At 71.6% G+C, this 16,446-nt stretch carries 12 protein-coding genes; all 12 read right to left on the bottom strand.

The genetic code is table 11. From position 1 onward, the window contains the following. Window positions 1-37 precede the first annotated feature (37 nt). Window positions 38-532 (bottom strand): hypothetical protein, encoded by a 495-nt coding sequence (locus ACLQ29_RS22570; RefSeq protein WP_425773476.1) that lies wholly within the window; start codon window positions 530-532, stop codon window positions 38-40. Beyond that, the gene (locus tag ACLQ29_RS22565) at window positions 525-3,863 is read right to left on the bottom strand and encodes a type 2 lanthipeptide synthetase LanM family protein (protein ID WP_425773475.1); all 3,339 of its coding nucleotides are present in this window, start codon (window positions 3,861-3,863) and stop codon (window positions 525-527) included. Before ACLQ29_RS22565 ends, ACLQ29_RS22570 begins: the two co-directional genes overlap by 8 nt. Window positions 3,864-3,955: 92 nt before the next feature. Then, entirely contained in the window at window positions 3,956-4,234 is a 279-nt protein-coding gene (locus tag ACLQ29_RS22560; RefSeq protein WP_393361338.1) for a mersacidin/lichenicidin family type 2 lantibiotic, read from the bottom strand. 89 nt (window positions 4,235-4,323) lie between these two features. Next, a complete protein-coding gene (locus ACLQ29_RS22555) occupies window positions 4,324-4,575 on the bottom strand; it encodes a mersacidin/lichenicidin family type 2 lantibiotic (protein WP_357177187.1) in 252 nt (83 codons plus the stop codon). 72 nt (window positions 4,576-4,647) lie between these two features. Beyond that, window positions 4,648-7,977 carry a type 2 lanthipeptide synthetase LanM family protein gene (locus tag ACLQ29_RS22550; RefSeq protein ID WP_425773474.1) on the bottom strand — a complete coding sequence of 1,110 codons (3,330 nt, stop codon included), beginning with the start codon at window positions 7,975-7,977 and terminating at the stop codon, window positions 4,648-4,650. Between the two features lie 33 nt (window positions 7,978-8,010). Continuing rightward, on the bottom strand, window positions 8,011-8,835 hold the full coding sequence (locus ACLQ29_RS22545; RefSeq protein WP_425773473.1) for an AfsR/SARP family transcriptional regulator: 825 nt from the start codon (window positions 8,833-8,835) through the stop codon (window positions 8,011-8,013). 303 nt (window positions 8,836-9,138) lie between these two features. Next, window positions 9,139-9,768 carry a VOC family protein gene (locus ACLQ29_RS22540; RefSeq protein WP_425773472.1) on the bottom strand — a complete coding sequence of 210 codons (630 nt, stop codon included), beginning with the start codon at window positions 9,766-9,768 and terminating at the stop codon, window positions 9,139-9,141. A gap of 64 nt (window positions 9,769-9,832) precedes the next feature. Further along, the gene (locus ACLQ29_RS22535) at window positions 9,833-11,020 is read right to left on the bottom strand and encodes an MFS transporter (protein ID WP_425773471.1); all 1,188 of its coding nucleotides are present in this window, start codon (window positions 11,018-11,020) and stop codon (window positions 9,833-9,835) included. A gap of 125 nt (window positions 11,021-11,145) precedes the next feature. Next, the gene (locus ACLQ29_RS22530; RefSeq protein ID WP_425773470.1) at window positions 11,146-12,030 is read right to left on the bottom strand and encodes a pyridoxal-phosphate dependent enzyme; all 885 of its coding nucleotides are present in this window, start codon (window positions 12,028-12,030) and stop codon (window positions 11,146-11,148) included. Window positions 12,031-12,062: 32 nt separating this feature from the next. Next, window positions 12,063-14,363, bottom strand: a complete 2,301-nt coding sequence (locus ACLQ29_RS22525; RefSeq protein WP_425773469.1) for an LLM class flavin-dependent oxidoreductase — start codon at window positions 14,361-14,363, stop codon at window positions 12,063-12,065. A 189-nt stretch (window positions 14,364-14,552) separates the two neighbouring features. Continuing rightward, window positions 14,553-15,371 (bottom strand): SAM-dependent methyltransferase, encoded by an 819-nt coding sequence (locus tag ACLQ29_RS22520; RefSeq protein WP_425773531.1) that lies wholly within the window; start codon window positions 15,369-15,371, stop codon window positions 14,553-14,555. A 323-nt stretch (window positions 15,372-15,694) separates the two neighbouring features. Further along, a complete protein-coding gene (locus ACLQ29_RS22515; protein WP_425773468.1) occupies window positions 15,695-16,261 on the bottom strand; it encodes a fascin domain-containing protein in 567 nt (188 codons plus the stop codon). Window positions 16,262-16,446 lie beyond the last annotated feature (185 nt).

Raw genomic sequence — 16,446 nt, 5'->3', positions numbered from 1 at the left:
ATCGGCACCCGGCGGCCCGGTCGCGGCCAGCTCACCGTCATCGAAGGACCCCCTCGATGCCGGGCACCAGCTCCAGCAGGGTGGGTCTGGCGACCACGAGACTGAGCCGGCCGAAGGCCTGCTGCGCGCCGCCGGAGAGCAGGACGACGGTGACCGGCCGGGCCACCTCCGCCGGGAGGTTCCAGCGCCGGGCGGCGGCGTCGTCCACGACGACCTCGGCCCGGACGACCCGCAGGGTCGCGCGCCCGCCCTCCTGGACGAGCGTGACCTCGGCGCCCTGCACGGGCTCGGGATCGAGGCGCCCGGCGAACATGGAGACCAGATTCGCCCCGTCGGCACCGATCAGGACGCCGTCGACAGTGCGCGGCACCCGCATGACCGCCGCGAAGCCCAGGCCGATCAGCAGCAGCACGGCGAGCGCGACAAGTGGCCGTCGTGAGGACCGGATCGGGCTCCGCGCGGGACCGTCCTCCACACCGCCGCGGTAGGTGGCCAACGCCTGCGGGCGGTACGGCCACACCTGCTCAGCCACGCCCGTCACCACCGGCCACGGCAACCGGAGGCTCGACGAGCAGGATCGACGGGACCCGGTCCGGCAACGCCAGGCGGAGCAGGTTGTAGCCGATGCCGGCAATGCCGCTCATCAGGCCGGGAGTCTCCACGCCGAGGGGAACCCCACACAGCCAGCCGTCCCGGTCGATGTAGTCGAGGATGCTGGCGGCCACCAGCTCGGCCTGCCGGGCGGCGTCCTCGTCGCCGCGGACCCGTGCGGCGGCCAGCAGGGCCTCGACGTTCCCGAGGTCGCCGTGGCAGATGCTGTGGTTGCCGGTGCCCGTGATGACCTCGCCGGTCAGGCCGAACCGCAGCATGCCGGTGCTGGCGTCGCGGAGGTCGCGGTCGAGCAGGTCGTGGTCGTCGACGTAGCCGGCCAGATCGGCGCGGGCGAGCGCGATGCCGGGCCCGCCGTGGCACCAGGCGACCATCGAGTACCGCTCCGGCGTGGTGTCCCGCAGGTCGAGCCAGCACATGTGCTCCGGGTCGAAGGCGGAGCGTTCGTAGCGCACCGCGCCCTCCACCAACGGCAGGTGGTCGCGGTTGCCGAGCGTCCGGTCCAGCCGGGCCAGGGCGACGGCGATGCCGGACCCGCCGTGCGAGAAACCCGCGAGCGGTCGACTCGGGTTCACCGCGCCCGCCCAGCCGATCCCGTCGCCGGCCGGCTCCGCCCTGTCCGCCAGGATCCCGGCGAACGTGCGGGCCGCGTCGAGTACCGGCTCCGACGGCCGTGCCGCGTGCAGCGCCAGCAGCGCGAGGATCGCTCCGGCCGCGCCGCTGATCACGTCGTACGCCTCGTCCTGCGGCGCGAGGTGCAGCAGGACGGGCACGACGCGTTCGGCGGCGTCCAACAGGTCGTCGCGCCGCCACAGGGCGCCCAGGTGGCTCAACGCGTACAGCGGCCCACCCAGCTCGTTGAAGGCCCCGACGGTGAAGTTCTCCAGGCTCTCCGTCGGCGTCTCGTCGAGCAGGTCGATCTGACGCACCAGCATGCCGGCGGCGACCTCGGCCGCGCCGCGGAAGCGCTGCTCGCCACTGACCTCGCCGAGGTAGCCGAGGAACAACGCGATTCCGGACAACCCGCTGTAGAGGTCGATCCCGACCGGGCCCAACTGCCAGATCTTGTCGGCCACCAGGGTGTGCCCGAGCCAGGCGATCGAGTCCTCGCCGGTGTCGGCCGACAGCAGCAGCCGGTCGCCGGCGGCGCAGGCGGCGGCGACGAACCGGTCCGTGCCGGCGGGAGCGGTGGCGGCGGTGACCTGGTACTCCGACCACTGCCCCTGACTCTCCACGCCCATCGTCAGTGCCGCGAGCGAGCTGCGCAGGATCCAGGTCTGCTGGGCCAGGTGCGTTTCGGAGAGGGCGCCGATGCGCTGCCGAGACCGCTCCAGGCCGCTTGTGGGCAGCACCCCGGCGACCACCGAGCCGTCTCCGGCCACGAAGTCGTGCGAGGCGGGCGTCGTGCTGAAGAAGGGGATGTCGCCGCGGCTCAACTGTGCCTGCTCGGCGGTGGCGACCCGGGCCTCGGCGCCGGGCCACTCCTCCTGCAGCCAGAGGAAGCTGAAGAACCGCTCCCGGTCCAGCGCGTTGCGCAGCAGGTCGGGGTGGCGGCTCTCCTGCAGCAGCTTGCCGTAGGTGCGGGTGGCGCGCAGGATCACACGTACCTCGTCGGCGGCGAACGCGGCGACCGGCCCGTCCGGTGCCAGGAGCTCGTCGCGGTGGCGGTGCAGCAGCCGGTAGGTCTGCTCGAACCCGGTCATGATGTCGGCGCTGAAGTCGAGCGTGTGGTGCGTCGCGTCGCTCAGGCTGGGGAGGTTCTGCCCGCCGCCCATCTCGATCCGTTTGCGGACCAGGCGCATCTCGTCGGTGCCGGACTCCTCCCAGGTGGCGACCGGGGTGGGCGTGAGCTGCCCGGCGGTGCCGGCGAGGCCGCTGAAATCGACGCCGCCGACGCCGTCGTCGTCCTGGTAGATGATGGGCCGGGGCAGGAGCCCGACCTCCAGGACCGACTCCCGCATCGTCCGGAACGACTCCGCCGAGACGCCGATCTGCTGGTCGGTCTGCTCACCCTGCGGGTGGAAGAGGGCTTCGAGGTCGACGAGCATCGGGTGCTCGCCGGCGGCGATGATGTTCTCCAGGTGGAAGTCGACGGCCGCGAGGCTGTGCAGCAACGCCAGGTAGCTGCCCTGCCGGGTGTAGAAGCGGCGCAGCGCGTCGTGGTCGGCGCAGGGCCCGGCGGTGACAAACTCCGACCAGCCGTAGTCAGCGCGGTCGAGCACCCACATGGTACGCAGCGACGGTTGCGCGCCGCGCGCGTTGAGCCACTCCAGCAGGTGCTGGAAGTGCAGCTCCACCTGCAGGCCTCGGGGCTTGTAGACGGCGCGAGCGCCGTTGGCGAAGCGGACGAAACCGACCGAGCGGCCACCGCGGTGCGAGTCGCCGGCGCCGAACGACACGTCCGTCACGGTGCCCAGCTCCACCGGGTCGCCCAGCCTGGTGGCCAACGCGGTCGCGTCCGCGGTGAGGCGCTCGGCGAACTCGACCCGGGCGTCCACCCAGTTGTCGACGAGGATCGTCGCGTCCCGGGCCAGCACCGGGTACTCCATCAGGACGTCGAGCGTGTACTTCGGGTCGCGCAGCCGCCGGGCGAAGTCCTGGAAGCGCTGCTGCGAGGTCTCCCCCGCCAACTGCCCCTGCATCCGCAGGACGTTGAGTTCCAGCACGAGCACCCGCCCGACGAGCAGGTTGATCGCCCCGTAGGGCGGCTCGCAGAGCTGGTCGGCGAGCAGGTCGGCGTCGACGTGTGACCCCGGCGTACGCGCGCAGGCCGCGTGCACCGCCTCGCGTACCCGACGCACGCCGTCGTCCACGAGCGGCCGCACCAGCTCGACGAACGCGGCGTGCGGGTGCGGCTCGTGGTGGTGGTCATGCTCGTGCTCGTGGTCGTGCCCGTGGTGGTCACCGTCGCCGGTCCCGCCCGTCCGGTGGTCGCGCCAGGCGCGCTCGATGGTGCGCACGTAGTCCGGGATGTCGGCGAATCGGCTGCGGACCGTCTCCGGCGTCTCGCCGAGCACCCTGCTCAGCGTCGGCTCGTCGAGGTCGAGGCTGTCGAGCCAGCTCTCGAACAGGTCGGTGTCACCGGCGAAGACCGGCTCGTTCTTCCACCGATCGAGCCGGAGCCGCCCCCGGTCCTCGTCCACCGCGCCGGTCGACGCCGCACCGCCGAGCCTCTCCGGCAGGGAGTACGCCAGGTACCAGCAGGGGTTCGAAACGTCCACCGGGTCGTGGCCGGGCAGGTGCGACTGCGTCATCGGGGGTGCTCTCTCTCGCGCAGCGGTCGGGTCTCGCGGGGACGGTGCCCGGACACCTCAGGCGTCCGGGCACCGCCGGTCCAGCGGGTGGATCAGGCGGTGCACAGACCGCAGGTCGACTGCGTCTGGCAGGTGCCACAGGTGGTTCCGCCGCACGTCGCGCCACAGGAACCGCACGGGGTCTCCCGGGCGGTGAAGCCGCCACAGCAGCCAAGGGTCCAGATGCCCTCGGTGCGTGCGCCGGCGATGTGCGCGAGGACGTCGTCACCGAGCTCGACCACGCCGCAGGGGTGCTCCGGCAGCGCGGCCAACTGCTCGGCGGAAAGGCTCGCCCGGTACTCGGGGTCCTTCCAGGCTTGCACAATGTCCATGAAGGTCTCTCCTCAGGGGATTGGGGATGCGCTGGCGAGAGGACACCGGTGTGGAGGACGGAGCGCGTCCGCTCGCCGAGGTGGAGCGGTCAGCCGCAGCAGCCGACGGTGAACGCCGCGCAGGTGCCGTTGCAGAAGGTGCCGTTGAAGGAGAAGCAGCCGGCGGCCCCGGTGACCACGGTGATCGTGGGAGTCGGGGTCCACGTGCCGCCGTCGGCCCCGTCGAGCTCCTGGTCGTTCAGCTCGACGAAGCCGGCCGGGTTCGCCGGCAGGCTGGCACGCTCCTCGTCGCTGAGCGACGCCCGGTAGACCGGGTCCTTCCACGCCCTGATGTAGTCCATCTGAACTCCGATCTATAGGTGCTGGGGTGCGATACGTGGATGGGCCTCCACGGGCGGAACCGTAGGTCCGCGCTATGGCAGATCGATGGCAGCGCGATGGTCGGTCGGCGGCTCCAGCAGCAGCACCGACGGCACACCCGCCGGATCGGCCCACCGCAGGAGCGCGTAGCCGATGCCGGCCAGGCCGCTCATCAGCCCCGGTGTCTCCACGCCCCGGGGCACACCGCACCGCCAGTCGCGGTTCTCGATGTCCTTGACGGCGGCAGCCGCGATCGCGGCGGCACGCTGGGCCGCCCCGTCGTCCCCGAGGGCTCGTGCGGCGGCCAGCGCCGCCTCGGCGTTGCCGAGGTCCCCGTGGCAGATCGAGTGGTTGCGCAGCAGGTTGCTCGGTTCGAGCGTCGCCGTCAGCGCGCGCCGCAGGTCGTCGCGCAGCAGCGCGTCGTCGGTGGCGTAGCCCAGCAGTTCGGCACGTGCCATCGCGACGCCGGCCGCGCCGTGGCACCAGGCGACCATGGAGTCGCCCTCCGGCGTGTCCGGGCGGAGGTCGCGCCAGTTGCCGGTCGCCTCGTCGTACACCGTGCGCTCGTAGCGCAGCGCCGCGTCCACCGTGTCGCGGTGTTCGCGCGTCCCGGCGTACCGGTCCCAGCGGGCCAGGGCGGTCGCGATGCCAGACGCGCCGTGGGAGAACCCCGCCAGCGGCGCCTCGGTGTAGAGGGTGCCGCACCACCCGACCCCGTCGCCCACCGGCTGCGCGCCGGTAAGCGCGTGCCGGACCAGCGTACGGGCACCGTCGAGCAGACTCGGGTCATCGGTGACCCGGTGCAGCGACAGCAGGGCCAGCAGCCCACCGGCGCTGCCGTTGATGATGTCGTACTCGCGGCTGTCGGTGGCGTGCGTGACCATCGACGCGGCCAGGCCCACGGCGGTGTCGACCAGGTCGGCGCGGTCCAGGACTGCGGTGAGGTGGCTCAGGGCGTACACCGAGCCGCCCAGGTGGTCGAAGCCGCCGATGCCCGCGGTGCCGGCCGGGCCGGCGAGCCAGCTCTGCGCCTCGCGGAGCATCATCGTGGCGGCCCGGTCGGCGGCCTGCCGGTAGACCGCGTCGCCGGTGACGCTCGCCAGCCGGGCGAGGAACAGGGCGATGCCGCTGATGCCGTTGTAGAGGTCCATGGCGCTCGGGCCGAGCACCCACACCTTGTCGGCGATCAGGCTCAGACCCAGCCAGCAGATCCGGTCGTCCTCGGCGAGCGCGGTCGCCAACAACCGATCCCCGATGATCCGCGCCGCGTCGACGAAGCGCTCAGGCGCGACGATCGCGGGCGCAGCCGTCGCGGGCACGAAAGGGGCGGGCACGACGGTCGCGGGCACGACCGGCGGCGGCAACACCGCGCCCGGCTGGCTCGGTGCACGCCACCGCGACGGATCCCCCATGATCAGCGCGGTGAGGGAGGCTTCGATGATCCAGCTCTGCTGGGCCAGGTGATCCTCGGACATGCCCGCCAGGCGGTCGCGCACCGCGTCCAGGCCGCTCTGGCGCAGTACGCCTGGCAACACGGTGCCATCGCCACCGGTGAGGTCGGTCGACGACGGCGTGGTCACGAAGATCGGCACGTCACCGGCGTACATCTGGGTCAGCTCCGCGGCGATCAGGGCGTCGCGGTCCTCGCGGTGCTCGTGCCCCGTCCACAGGTTCTCGAAGTACCGGTCCCGGTCCAACGCGTCCCGCAGCAGGTCCGGGTGCTGCGCCTCGGCGAGCAGCCGAACGTACGACTCGGTGGCGCGCAGGACCACCCGCACCTCGTCGTGCGCGAACGCGGCCAACGGGCCGGACGGCGCCAGCAGCTCGTCCCGGTGTCGCAGCAGGATCCGGTAGAGCGTGCGGTAACCGTCGCCGATCTCGGACGCGAACTCCGTCACGTCCAGGCGCTGCTCGCCCAGGGTGGGCAGGTTCCCCGAGCCGGGCAGCGGCACCCGTCGCCGATCCAGGCGCATCTCGTCGGTGCCGAACCCGTCCCAGACCGTGACCGGCCGAGCGGTCAACTGTCCGCCGGCCCCGGACATCCCGCTCATGTCGAACTGGTTGACCTGGTTGCCCTCGGTCCAGACCACAGGCGCGGGCAACAGCCCCACCGTGACGACGGACCTGCTCATCAACTCGACGCCGACGCTCTGCAGGTAGCCCGCCTGGTCGCCGACCGGCCGCTCCCACTGCCAGTGGTGCAGCATCGCCTCCAGATCGATGAGCATCGGGTGCTCACCGGAGGCGATCACGTTCTCCAGGTGGAAGTCCGTCGCGCCGAGGGTCTGCAGCAGGGCCAGCAGCGCGCCCTGCCGCTGATAGAACCGGTCGAGGGCGTCCCGGTCGGCGCAGGGTCCACTCTCGACGAACTCGGTCCACCCGTACACCTCGCGGTCGAGCACCCAGAACGTCCGCAGCGTGGGATGCGCGCCGCGCTCGTTGAGCCAGGCCAACAGGTGTTGGAAGTGGCCGTCGACCTGGAGACGCCGGGGTTTGTACATCACCCGCGCGCCGGTCGCGAAGCGGACGACCGCCACCGAGCGTCCACCCCGGTGGTTGTCGCCCGCCCCGAAGCTCACCTCGGCCAGGTCACCGAGCGCGTCCGGCCCGCCGCACCTGTCGGCCAGGTCGGCGTAGTCGGCGACGAGGCGCTCGGCGAACTCCAGCCGGCTGGCCTCCCAGTTGTCGACGACCCGCACCAGGTCCCGGGCCAGCACCGGATATTCGCGCAGCAGCCGCAGCGCGTGCTGCGGCTGCCCCAACCGGTGCAGGAAGTCGTGGAAGCGCTCGTGCGGGCTGCTCCCGGACAGCTCGCCCAGGATCCGCAGGACGTTGAGCTCCAGAGCCATCGTCCGGGCCACGAGCATGTTGACGGTGTCGATCGGACCCGGACCCAGCCGCGCGGTCAGCGCCTCGGCCGACAGGTGCGGGTGGCCGTCGACAAGCGCCGCCACCAGCGCGCCCGTCCGTTCCACCGCGGCGGCGATCAGTGGCGCGACGAGCACCGCGAATCCCGCGGCCTCATCGTGTCCCGCCGTGCCGTGGCCGGGCGCCACCGCGGCGGCCGGATCTCGCCGCGCGGCCTCGACCAGCCGGTGGGCGTAGTCCGGCGCGCTGTCGAACCGGGCGCGCACCGCTTCGGGTTGCTCGCCCAGGATCCGGATCAGACCGGCCTCGTCGAGCCCGTGCTCGGCCAGCCGCCGCGGGACCAGGTCGGGCCGCCTCGCGTGGACGGGCTCGTCCTGCCACATCTTCAGCCGGACCCGGCCGAGATCCTCGTCGACGGGGCCGGTCGGCACCGCGCCGGTCAGCCGCTCCCGCAGGGAGTGACCCAGAAACCATCCGGCGTCCCCCGGCTGCACCGGGGCAAGGCCGTCGTCCATCTGCTCCGCCTCACCGCGCGGCGTCGCCGCGCATCACGTGGTGGTGGCCGCCCGTGCCCGGGCGGGTCCTTCGGGAAGAGGGCCGGACGCCGCAGCCGGGCCCAGGTCGCCGCGCAACATCGAGGTGTACGCGGCGAGCAGCGCCGGGGTCGGCTCGACGCCCAACTCGATCGCCAGGCGGGTACGGAACGCGCCGTACACATCCATCGCCTCGCCCTGCCTGCCGGTCTGGTACAGGGCGGTCATCAGCATGATCGTCAGCCGTTCCCGCAGGGGATACTCCGTCTGCAACGCGATGAGCGCGGGGATCGCCCGGTGGCAGTCGCCCAGCCGCAGGTGCAGCTCCAGCCGGTGTTCCAGGCAGACGATGCGGCGTTCGAGCAGGTGCTGACGCCGACTCTCCGCGTACGGACCGGTCAGGCCCGCCAACGGTTCGCCCGCCCAGCTCCGCTCGGCCTCGGCCAGGAGCGCCACGGCCCCGGCGAGGTCGCCGGCCGTCTCGGCGGCAGCCGCCCGTTCCACCGCCTCGTCGAAGTCCGCGACGTCGGTCCGGGCCGAACCGAGGCGCAGCCGGTAGCCGATCCGGGAGCTGTCGATCGAGGGGCCGTCGTGGCCGACGCACGCCGCCTGGAGTGTGCGTCGCAGCCGATAGATGTACGGCGGAATCAGCTTCGTGCCGGTCGCCGGGGCCCGGCCGCCCCAGACTCCCTGCAGGATCGACGCCGGTGTGACCACGCGGTCCGCGTTGAACAGCAGGATCGCGAAGACCGCCTGTTGCCGGACGGGCCCGAGGTCGAGCCACTCGCTGCCCACCTCGGCGTGCAGCGGGCCCAGGGCGAGAAACCGTACCCGCGTCACGGCCTCGCACCGCCCGCACCAGGACTCGTCATCGAGGTCTCCTCCCTACCGGCGGCCGGGGAACCGCGCACAGGCGACGAGGCACGGCACGCCGCCGGAGTCGGCTCTGAAGCCGGCGGTGCCGCTTGGATCGAAGAAGATCATCGTGTCGGGGGGATGGTAGGGCGCTCGGCGTACAACCCGCGTACATCGCCCGTACGAACCGCGCGCAGCGGGAAGCCCTCGCTCACTGGGCAGCGAAAACGGTGCTGCCGGTGAGTCGTCACGATGACTCACCGGCAGCGGGCTGGGCCTACCGCGGGCTCACTCGGGCGGCGTGGCCCCGGACTGCTCGCTCACCAGGTACGCCGCGTACCAGTCGGGCCAGTTGTCGTCATGCTCGCCCGTACGTTTCTCGTGCTCGCCGTGCGCGGCGGCCGCGCGCCGCAGCGCGCTCGCCAGGTCGCTCGCGGAGCCGAACGACGTCAGGCCGCCCTCGACGCGCCCGGGAAGCCTGGTGGTGATCTCCTGCATGAGCCAGGTGTTGCCGTCCGGATCGCGCAGGGTGGCGCGCGAGACGTAGCTGCGCCGCTCGGGGTCCAGCCCGTCGACCGGGCCGTCCGGGGTGACGTGGAAGACGTCGCCGACCTCGACACCTGCGGAGACCAGGGCGTCGTGGGCCGCCTCGATGTCGGAGACGACCAGGTACGCCGAGGCCGAGCCGGGCGCCGCCGACGTGAGCCCCGCACCGAACTGCACCGAGCAGTCGGAGCCGTGTGGGGTGAGTTGGACGATGCCGGGCGGCGTCTGGTCGAGCCGCCACCCGAGGCGCTCGTAGAACGCCTTCGCCCGGTCGACATCCGACACCGGGATGACGATCACTTCAAGCTTCAGGTCCAGGCTCTCGACGGGCGAGGTCGTGCTCGCCTCGCCCTGGGCAACCTTCGGGCTCATCGCCGCCCCCTTCCTGATCAGCACGCTACTGGTTGCGCCCCTGCTCGACGCCGGCTTTCCGGCATCAGCCCGGCGTGGTCCTGGTGGCCCCGCGCAGCCCCAGCAGGGCGACCAGGGCGAGGAGGATGACGGCGACGGAGTACTCGTCCGCAGTCCGCGGCAGTCCGCCGGCGTAGACCACGAGGAAGCCGGCGATCACCGTGGGGAGACCGAAGCCGACGTAGCAGACGACGTAGAGCACGGACAGCACGCTGGCGCGTTGGTGCGCCTCGACAAGCGGCATGACCGTCTTGAGGCTGCCCTGGAAGCCGCTGCCGAAGCCGACGCCCCCGAGCGCGAGGCCGACGAAGAAGCCCGGGATGGACTGCGCCGTGACCGCCACCAACGTGACGATCATGCCGAGGATGAGCGCGACGATCCCGGTCAGGATCACGGTCCGCGCGGCGGTGTTGCGCTGGAGCAGAACGGCGACCGAGCCGAAGAGAGCGAAGACGAAGAGGACCAGACCGCCGACCACGATCGACGTGTTCATGAGGCTGCGGACCAGCGCCGGGCCGAGCGCGCCGAAGAACCCGGCGAGCGCCCAGACCGCGAAGAGCACCGGGATGACGACCAGGACCGGTTGGCGCACCGAGCGGGGCAGTGTGATGTCCGGCCGCAGGCTACGTCGGGCTCCGGCCATCGGCGTGACCGTCTCCGGCATCAGCGCGACCCCGACGGCCTGGATCAGCAGGATCACGAGCAGCACGACGTACACCAGTCGCGTCGGCGCGGGCAGGAACTGGATGAGCAGCGCCGAGAGCAGGGCCCCGCTTCCGGTTCCGATACCGGGTGCGATCGAGTTCGCGAGCGTGCCCCGGGCACGGTCGATGTCGAGCATGGCGGCGCCCACGGCGCCGGTGGCGGCGCCGGCGGCCAGCCCCTGCACGAGGCGGGCGATCAGCAGGGCGGGAACGCCGTTGGCGACAATGAAGACGACAAGCGCGAGCATCTGCACCGCGATCGCGACGGCCAGGACCGGCCGCCGACCGACGTGGTCGGACAACTTACCGAACGTGAGCAGCGATACCAGCACCGCGAGCGCGTAGACGGCGAAGACCACGGTGGTCGTGACCGGGGAGAAGTGCCAGCGTTCCTGGTACACACCGTAGAGCGGGGTCGGTGCCGCCGACGCGGCCAGGAACGAGACGAGGATCGACGCCAGCAGCACCAGGGAGACGGACGGTGAGAGTCGGGCCCGCCCCATCGGCATGTCGGTACTCCTCGGCTGCGTCGAAGGCGGTCAGCCTGGGCGTTCCGCCGGCCCCCGTGGCCACGGCGGCCTACCCGGTTGACGCCGGCACATGCCAGCTCAGCCGGGCGCCGCCGCTCGCGCCCCTACAGCTCCGGGTGGCCGAAGAGTCCCGGCAGTCCCCCGCTGTGCAGGAAGACGACCTTGTCGCCGCGCGGGAAGCTGCCGGCCAGCAGCCCGGCCATCGCCCGACCGGTGTACGTCGGATCCAGGAAGACGCCCTCCTCGCGCGCGGTCGTCTCCAGCGCCACCCGAGCGCCGTCGGTGAGCGTGCGGTACCCGGCACCCACCTGAGAACCGTCGATCCGCAGCGCGCCCGCCTCGACCTCGCCGTCGAGCAGCCCGGCGACTGTCGTACGAGGGTCCGGCAGGGCACCGACATCCACGCCGACCACCCGCTCGGCGCCCAACTCCCGCACCAGGCCGGCCATCGTGCCACCCGAGCCGAGCGCCACCACGACGTCGGTCCCGTCGAGGCCCGGCACCTGGGCCCGCAACTCCCGACCACAGTCCACGTAACCGTGGACCGACGCGGGTGAGGTGCCGCCGAAAGGGATGACGTAGGCCGATCGTCGCTCCGCCTCGGCCGCCACCACCTCGGCGAGCGGACGATCATCACTCCAGACGATCTCCGCGCCGGCGAGCCCGTCGAGCAGCAGGTTGCCACGCCGGCTCTCCGGACGCGAGCCGGCGAGCACCAGTACGCAGGAGAGGCCGAGCCGCGCGGCCGCGGCAGCGGTGAGCCGGGCGTGGTTGCTCTGTGGCGCACCCGAGGTGATCAGCGTCGTGGCGCCGGCGGCGATCGCCTGGGCGCAGGTGTATTCCAGCTTGCGGATCTTGTTGCCGCCTCCCCCGAGGCCGCCGAGGTCGTCGCGCTTGAACCAGAGCTCGGCCAGCCCCAGCCGGGCCGCGAGCCGGGGCGCGGCCTCCACGGGTGTCGGCCACGTGCCGAGGGAAACGGAAGTGATCACCCGTGCAGCTAATCACGCCGCTGCCCGGCACGTCAGGAGCCGGCGATCGCCTCACCCTCGGTGCCAACCACCGGCGGGATCGGAAAGTTTCGGTTGAAGATGTTGTCCGGATCGTAGGTGGCCTTGATGGCGCGCAGCCGGCTGAGGGTGGGCTCGGGCCAGGCATCGGACAGGCGAGCCGGGTCGGTGTCCGTCTCGAAGCTGAGATACAGGCCGTCGAGGTGCGGGTACAGCTCGGTCCACAGCTTGTCGAGGTGGACTCTACGGTCCGGCACGGTGGCGGCGAGCACGGAGAAGTTCTGCGTCCGGTGCGGGTAGGCGGTCGCGTCAGCGGCGACGTCGTTGACCGCCGCGCCGACGGACCGGAACTGCATGATCATCACGTCGCCGGAATCGATCATGGTGGCCGCGAGGTCGGCCGCCTCCGGCGTGAGGTGCGGCAACAGCCCGCTGCGGGTGTCGCTGAGCCCCTGCCCACGGTGCCGGTTACCGGGCGGCGCGACGATCGCGGAATAGGGCACGAGCTGCGCCTGCTGGTCGAGAATCGGTCCGATCTCCAGGAATGGGCTGAGGGCCGACTGCGCCGCCTCGATGTCCTCCCCGGCGTGGACGAGGGTGACCTGGGCCGTCGGCGGGTTGCCCCGGCGACCGGGAAAGAGGGACAGGAAACTGGTCAGGTCCCGTGGCGCCTCCTCGACGAGTCGGCCCCAGCGGCGCAGCAGTTGGGCGGTTTCGGTCGCGTCCACGGCGAGCTGGGCGTAGACGACGTTGTCGACCTCGTACGCCTCCATCTCGATCGCGGTGACGACGCCGAAGTTGCCGCCGGCGCCACGAACGGCCCAGAACAGGTCGGGATGATGCTCGTCGTCGACGCGGAGCAGGCGGCCATCCGCGGTCACGATCTCGGCGGCGACGACGTGGTCGATGGTCAGGCCGTGTTTGCGCGCCAGGTATCCGATGCCCGCGGTGGTGGCGAGGCCACCGACGCCCACGTCACCGTAGTCGCCCGAGCTCATGGCGAGGCCGTACGGGGCGAGCGCCTGGGCCACCTGCCCCCAACGGGCGCCCGACTCCAGCCGGATCCGGCGGGCTGCCCGGTCGAGCACCTCGACCCTGTTCAGCAGCGACATGTCGATGACGACTCCCCCGTCGTTCGTCGACCGGCCGCTGATGCCGTGCCCGCCGCTGCGGACGGACAGCGGCACGTCCTGCGTCCGCGCGTACGACACGGCGTCGCGCACCTCGGCGGCGGTCCGGGGACGGATCACCAGGGCCGGTGATCCGTGCCAGCTGTAGCTGTGTCGGACCCCCTCGTACTCCGGGTCGCCGGGCTCGACGGACCGGGCGGCCAACGACTCCGGTAGCGCGGCGTAGTCGAGGCCCGGGTGACGCTCGGCCAGGGCGGCGACGCCGCGGACCCGTTCCGGACCGGGCGCGCCCGCCGCGCGCTCCTTGGCGACCGCCTCGCGCAGCGCGGGGGCGATCTCCTGACCGAGGGTCTGGATCAGGTACGGGTCGTCGCGGCCGATCAGGAAGGTGCTGAACCCCTCGTCGAGGACCATCGGGAGGAGCTGCTCGACCCACTGCTCGGGAGGCCCCTGGAGGAAGCCACGACTGTCCGACGAAACGTCGACGGTGAACAGGTTGAGCAGCCGCCGGATCTCCCGGGGGTCGCGTCCCGCCGCGACGGCCGCCTCGTCGATCAGCCGGTTGGCGGTCACCCGGTCCGGTGACCGCAGGTATTCCAGCGTCGGCAGCCAGCCGTTCGCCTTCTGACCGGTCAACGCCAGCATCTTCGGCTGGTAGGCGCCGAGCCAGATGTCGATGTCGTGTGCCGGTTCGGGGCCGCGCCGCATGCCGGGGACCGGGTAGTACGTCCCGTCGTGGCGCAGCGGCCCGGATGCGGTGACATCCCAGACGCCGCGCACGATGTCGATCGCCTCGCGGAGCGCCTCGACGCCCAGCCCCGGCGTCAGCCGGCGAGCGCCCATGCCCTCGACCCCGTCCCAGAACGCGCCGGCGCCGAGGCCCAGCTCGAAGCGGCCGTGGGACAGCCGGTCCAGGCTCGCCGCCGCCCTGGCCAGCACGGCTGGCGGGCGCAGCGGGAGGCTGAGGACGTTGCCGGAGATCCGCAGCCGTCGGGTGCGGGCCGCGACCCAGCTCAGCAGGGTCCAGGTGTCGAGGAACTCGGGGTTGTACGGGTGGTCCTGGAAGGAGGTGAGGTCCAGTCCCGCCGATTCGGTCAGTTCGGCGAGCGCCACCACGTCGTCCGGCTTCTGCGCGCCGGGTGTCAGGAACGTACCAAAACGGATTTCGTGCCCATAATCCGGCATCTCTTCACATTCCCCGTGGTCATGTTGCCAGAATATGATCTGTTTTTCAGATCGTATGCCGGACAACGCACTTATCCACGGGCTCATTCCCCGCCCGGAGTCGGCGACCTCGCGGGCGTCCGAGAGGTGCCAGGCGTGTGTCAAAGCCCCTGGCGCGCCGCAGGCCGGCCAGGGGCTTTGACACACGCCCTACCGCTTGCGGCCCACCCCGCCGAAGGCGTCGATGTCGGCGGGCGTGTCGACCGCGTCGTCGGGTCGCCACTGCGGGCACGGCACGACGCCGGGCTCCACCAGCTCCAGGCCGTCGAAGAAGCCGGCGATCTGGTCCGGCGAGCGAAGCGTGTACGGGGCCGCCCCACTGTCGTTGTAGTCGTCCTGCGCCTGCTGCATCTCGGCGCTGATCAGGCTCGTGCCGTCGTTGAGCGAGAGGTAGCTGCCGCTGGGCAGCGACGCCAGCAACTGCCGCGTGATCGCGCGGGCCGCCTCGTAGTCGGGCACGTGGCCCAGCACTCCGCTGAGGATGAGGCCGATCGGTTGCCCGAAGTCGAGCGTCTTGCCGGCCTCGGCGACGACCGCGGCCGGGTCGTGCAGGTCGCCGTCGATATAGGCGGTCCTACCCTCGGCCGTGCCGACGAGCAACGCACGGGCGTGGGCCAACACCAGTGGATCGCTGTCCACGTAGACGATCCGCGCGGCCGGTGCGATCCGCTGCGCCACCTCGTGGGTGTTGTCGGCCGTCGGCAACCCCGTGCCGACGTCGAGGAACTGGCGGACGCCCGCCTCGCCGGCGAGGAACACGATCGAGCGGACCAGGAACTGCCGGGAGGCGCGGGCGACGTCGACGACGCCGGGGAAGACCTGCCGGTACTGGTCGCCGGCGTCGCGGTCGACCGCGAAGTTGTCCTTGCCGCCGAGCCAGTAGTTCCAGATCCGGGCCGAATGCGGCACCGACGTGTCGATCTTCTGCGCCGCTCCGGCCTCGGGCCGGTCGGTCGCCTGCGAGTCCATGGTCACGACGAACCCCTCTTCCGAATCGCGGGCGCGATGTCGTAGCGGGGACAGCCTCGTCGAGGACACGGTCGCCCCGCGACCGTGCCACCGTATATAAGGCAACGAATCGACGCCACCCCGAGGCGGGGCCACACGGGAGCCGGCCGGGCCCGCTGCCCGCCGGTCCGGGTCGGTCGCCGAAGCGCCGTGGGCCACGACCGGCATCCGCTGGTCGTGGCCCACAGTGCTGCGTCGTAGAACCGGCCGGACGTCGCGCCCTCGACTTCTCGTGACCGGCCCCGGGCCGGGTCCGCCGCCTTTGAAAAGGTCAGAAAGCCAACCTATGGGATGATGAACTTCTCCCATAGCCCGATAGTCGAGGCGCGGGCCTGCAGTGGCGAGTCGGTCTGACTGATTCTAGCGGTGACGAATTTCCCGTTTGCTCTGGACTGCAGGGCCGAGTAGCCGTCGGGAGTCTTCCACAGGTCGAACCTCTCCCAGTCACTCACCACCTTGGCACGCAATTGCAGCGGCGCGTCGGTCTGGCTGATCCGGACAGTGACATACTTGTCCTGCGCCTCGATAATCCAGGATTCGCCATCATCCGAGTAACGGGTGTAGAAGACTTCCCAGGTGCTCGCGATATCGGCGCGGGCCTGCAACGGCCCATCGGTCTGGCTCATTCTGGCGGTGACATAGCGGCCACTGGCCAACGACCAGATGTACGTCGGCCAGTTCGCCATCGGCGACGGCGGCGCAACGCGCTGCAGGCCAAGCTGCTCGGCCAGCGCGGCAGCGGATCCGGCGTCGGATCCGGCGGCCGCCTTCGCGGAGGCCGGCAGGGGCGCGGCGAGGAGCACGATCACCGCGAACAGCGAGGCGACGAACCGTGCCGAGACTCGTGGCACGAGCAGAGCATCCCGGATTATCGGAGGCTGTGGCCCGAACCTGATTGACGGAGGTTGACTGGTTGGGGTGCGTGCACCCATAACTCCTCCAGACATAGCTGTCACATTCCAGAACGAATCCACAATGCAGCGACCGAGGACGCACATCATGACCGAATGGAAGTCGGCTCGCCAGGTATGGCGAG

The sequence above is a fragment of the Micromonospora sp. DT228 genome (assembly GCF_049841595.1).
Classification (GTDB): Bacteria; Actinomycetota; Actinomycetes; order Mycobacteriales; family Micromonosporaceae; genus Micromonospora.
This window is presented reverse-complemented; position numbering and strand designations above follow the sequence as displayed.

Coding starts and splice junctions, on each gene's coding strand:
- ACLQ29_RS22565 (WP_425773475.1), bottom strand. CDS start 3,863: ATGACGCAGTCGCACCTGCCCGGCCACGACCCGGTGGACGTTTCGAAC.
- ACLQ29_RS22560 (WP_393361338.1), bottom strand. CDS start 4,234: ATGGACATTGTGCAAGCCTGGAAGGACCCCGAGTACCGGGCGAGCCTT.
- ACLQ29_RS22555 (WP_357177187.1), bottom strand. CDS start 4,575: ATGGACTACATCAGGGCGTGGAAGGACCCGGTCTACCGGGCGTCGCTC.
- ACLQ29_RS22550 (WP_425773474.1), bottom strand. CDS start 7,977: ATGGACGACGGCCTTGCCCCGGTGCAGCCGGGGGACGCCGGATGGTTT.
- ACLQ29_RS22540 (WP_425773472.1), bottom strand. CDS start 9,768: ATGAGCCCGAAGGTTGCCCAGGGCGAGGCGAGCACGACCTCGCCCGTC.
- ACLQ29_RS22535 (WP_425773471.1), bottom strand. CDS start 11,020: ATGCCGATGGGGCGGGCCCGACTCTCACCGTCCGTCTCCCTGGTGCTG.
- ACLQ29_RS22525 (WP_425773469.1), bottom strand. CDS start 14,363: ATGCCGGATTATGGGCACGAAATCCGTTTTGGTACGTTCCTGACACCC.
- ACLQ29_RS22520 (WP_425773531.1), bottom strand. CDS start 15,371: ATGGACTCGCAGGCGACCGACCGGCCCGAGGCCGGAGCGGCGCAGAAG.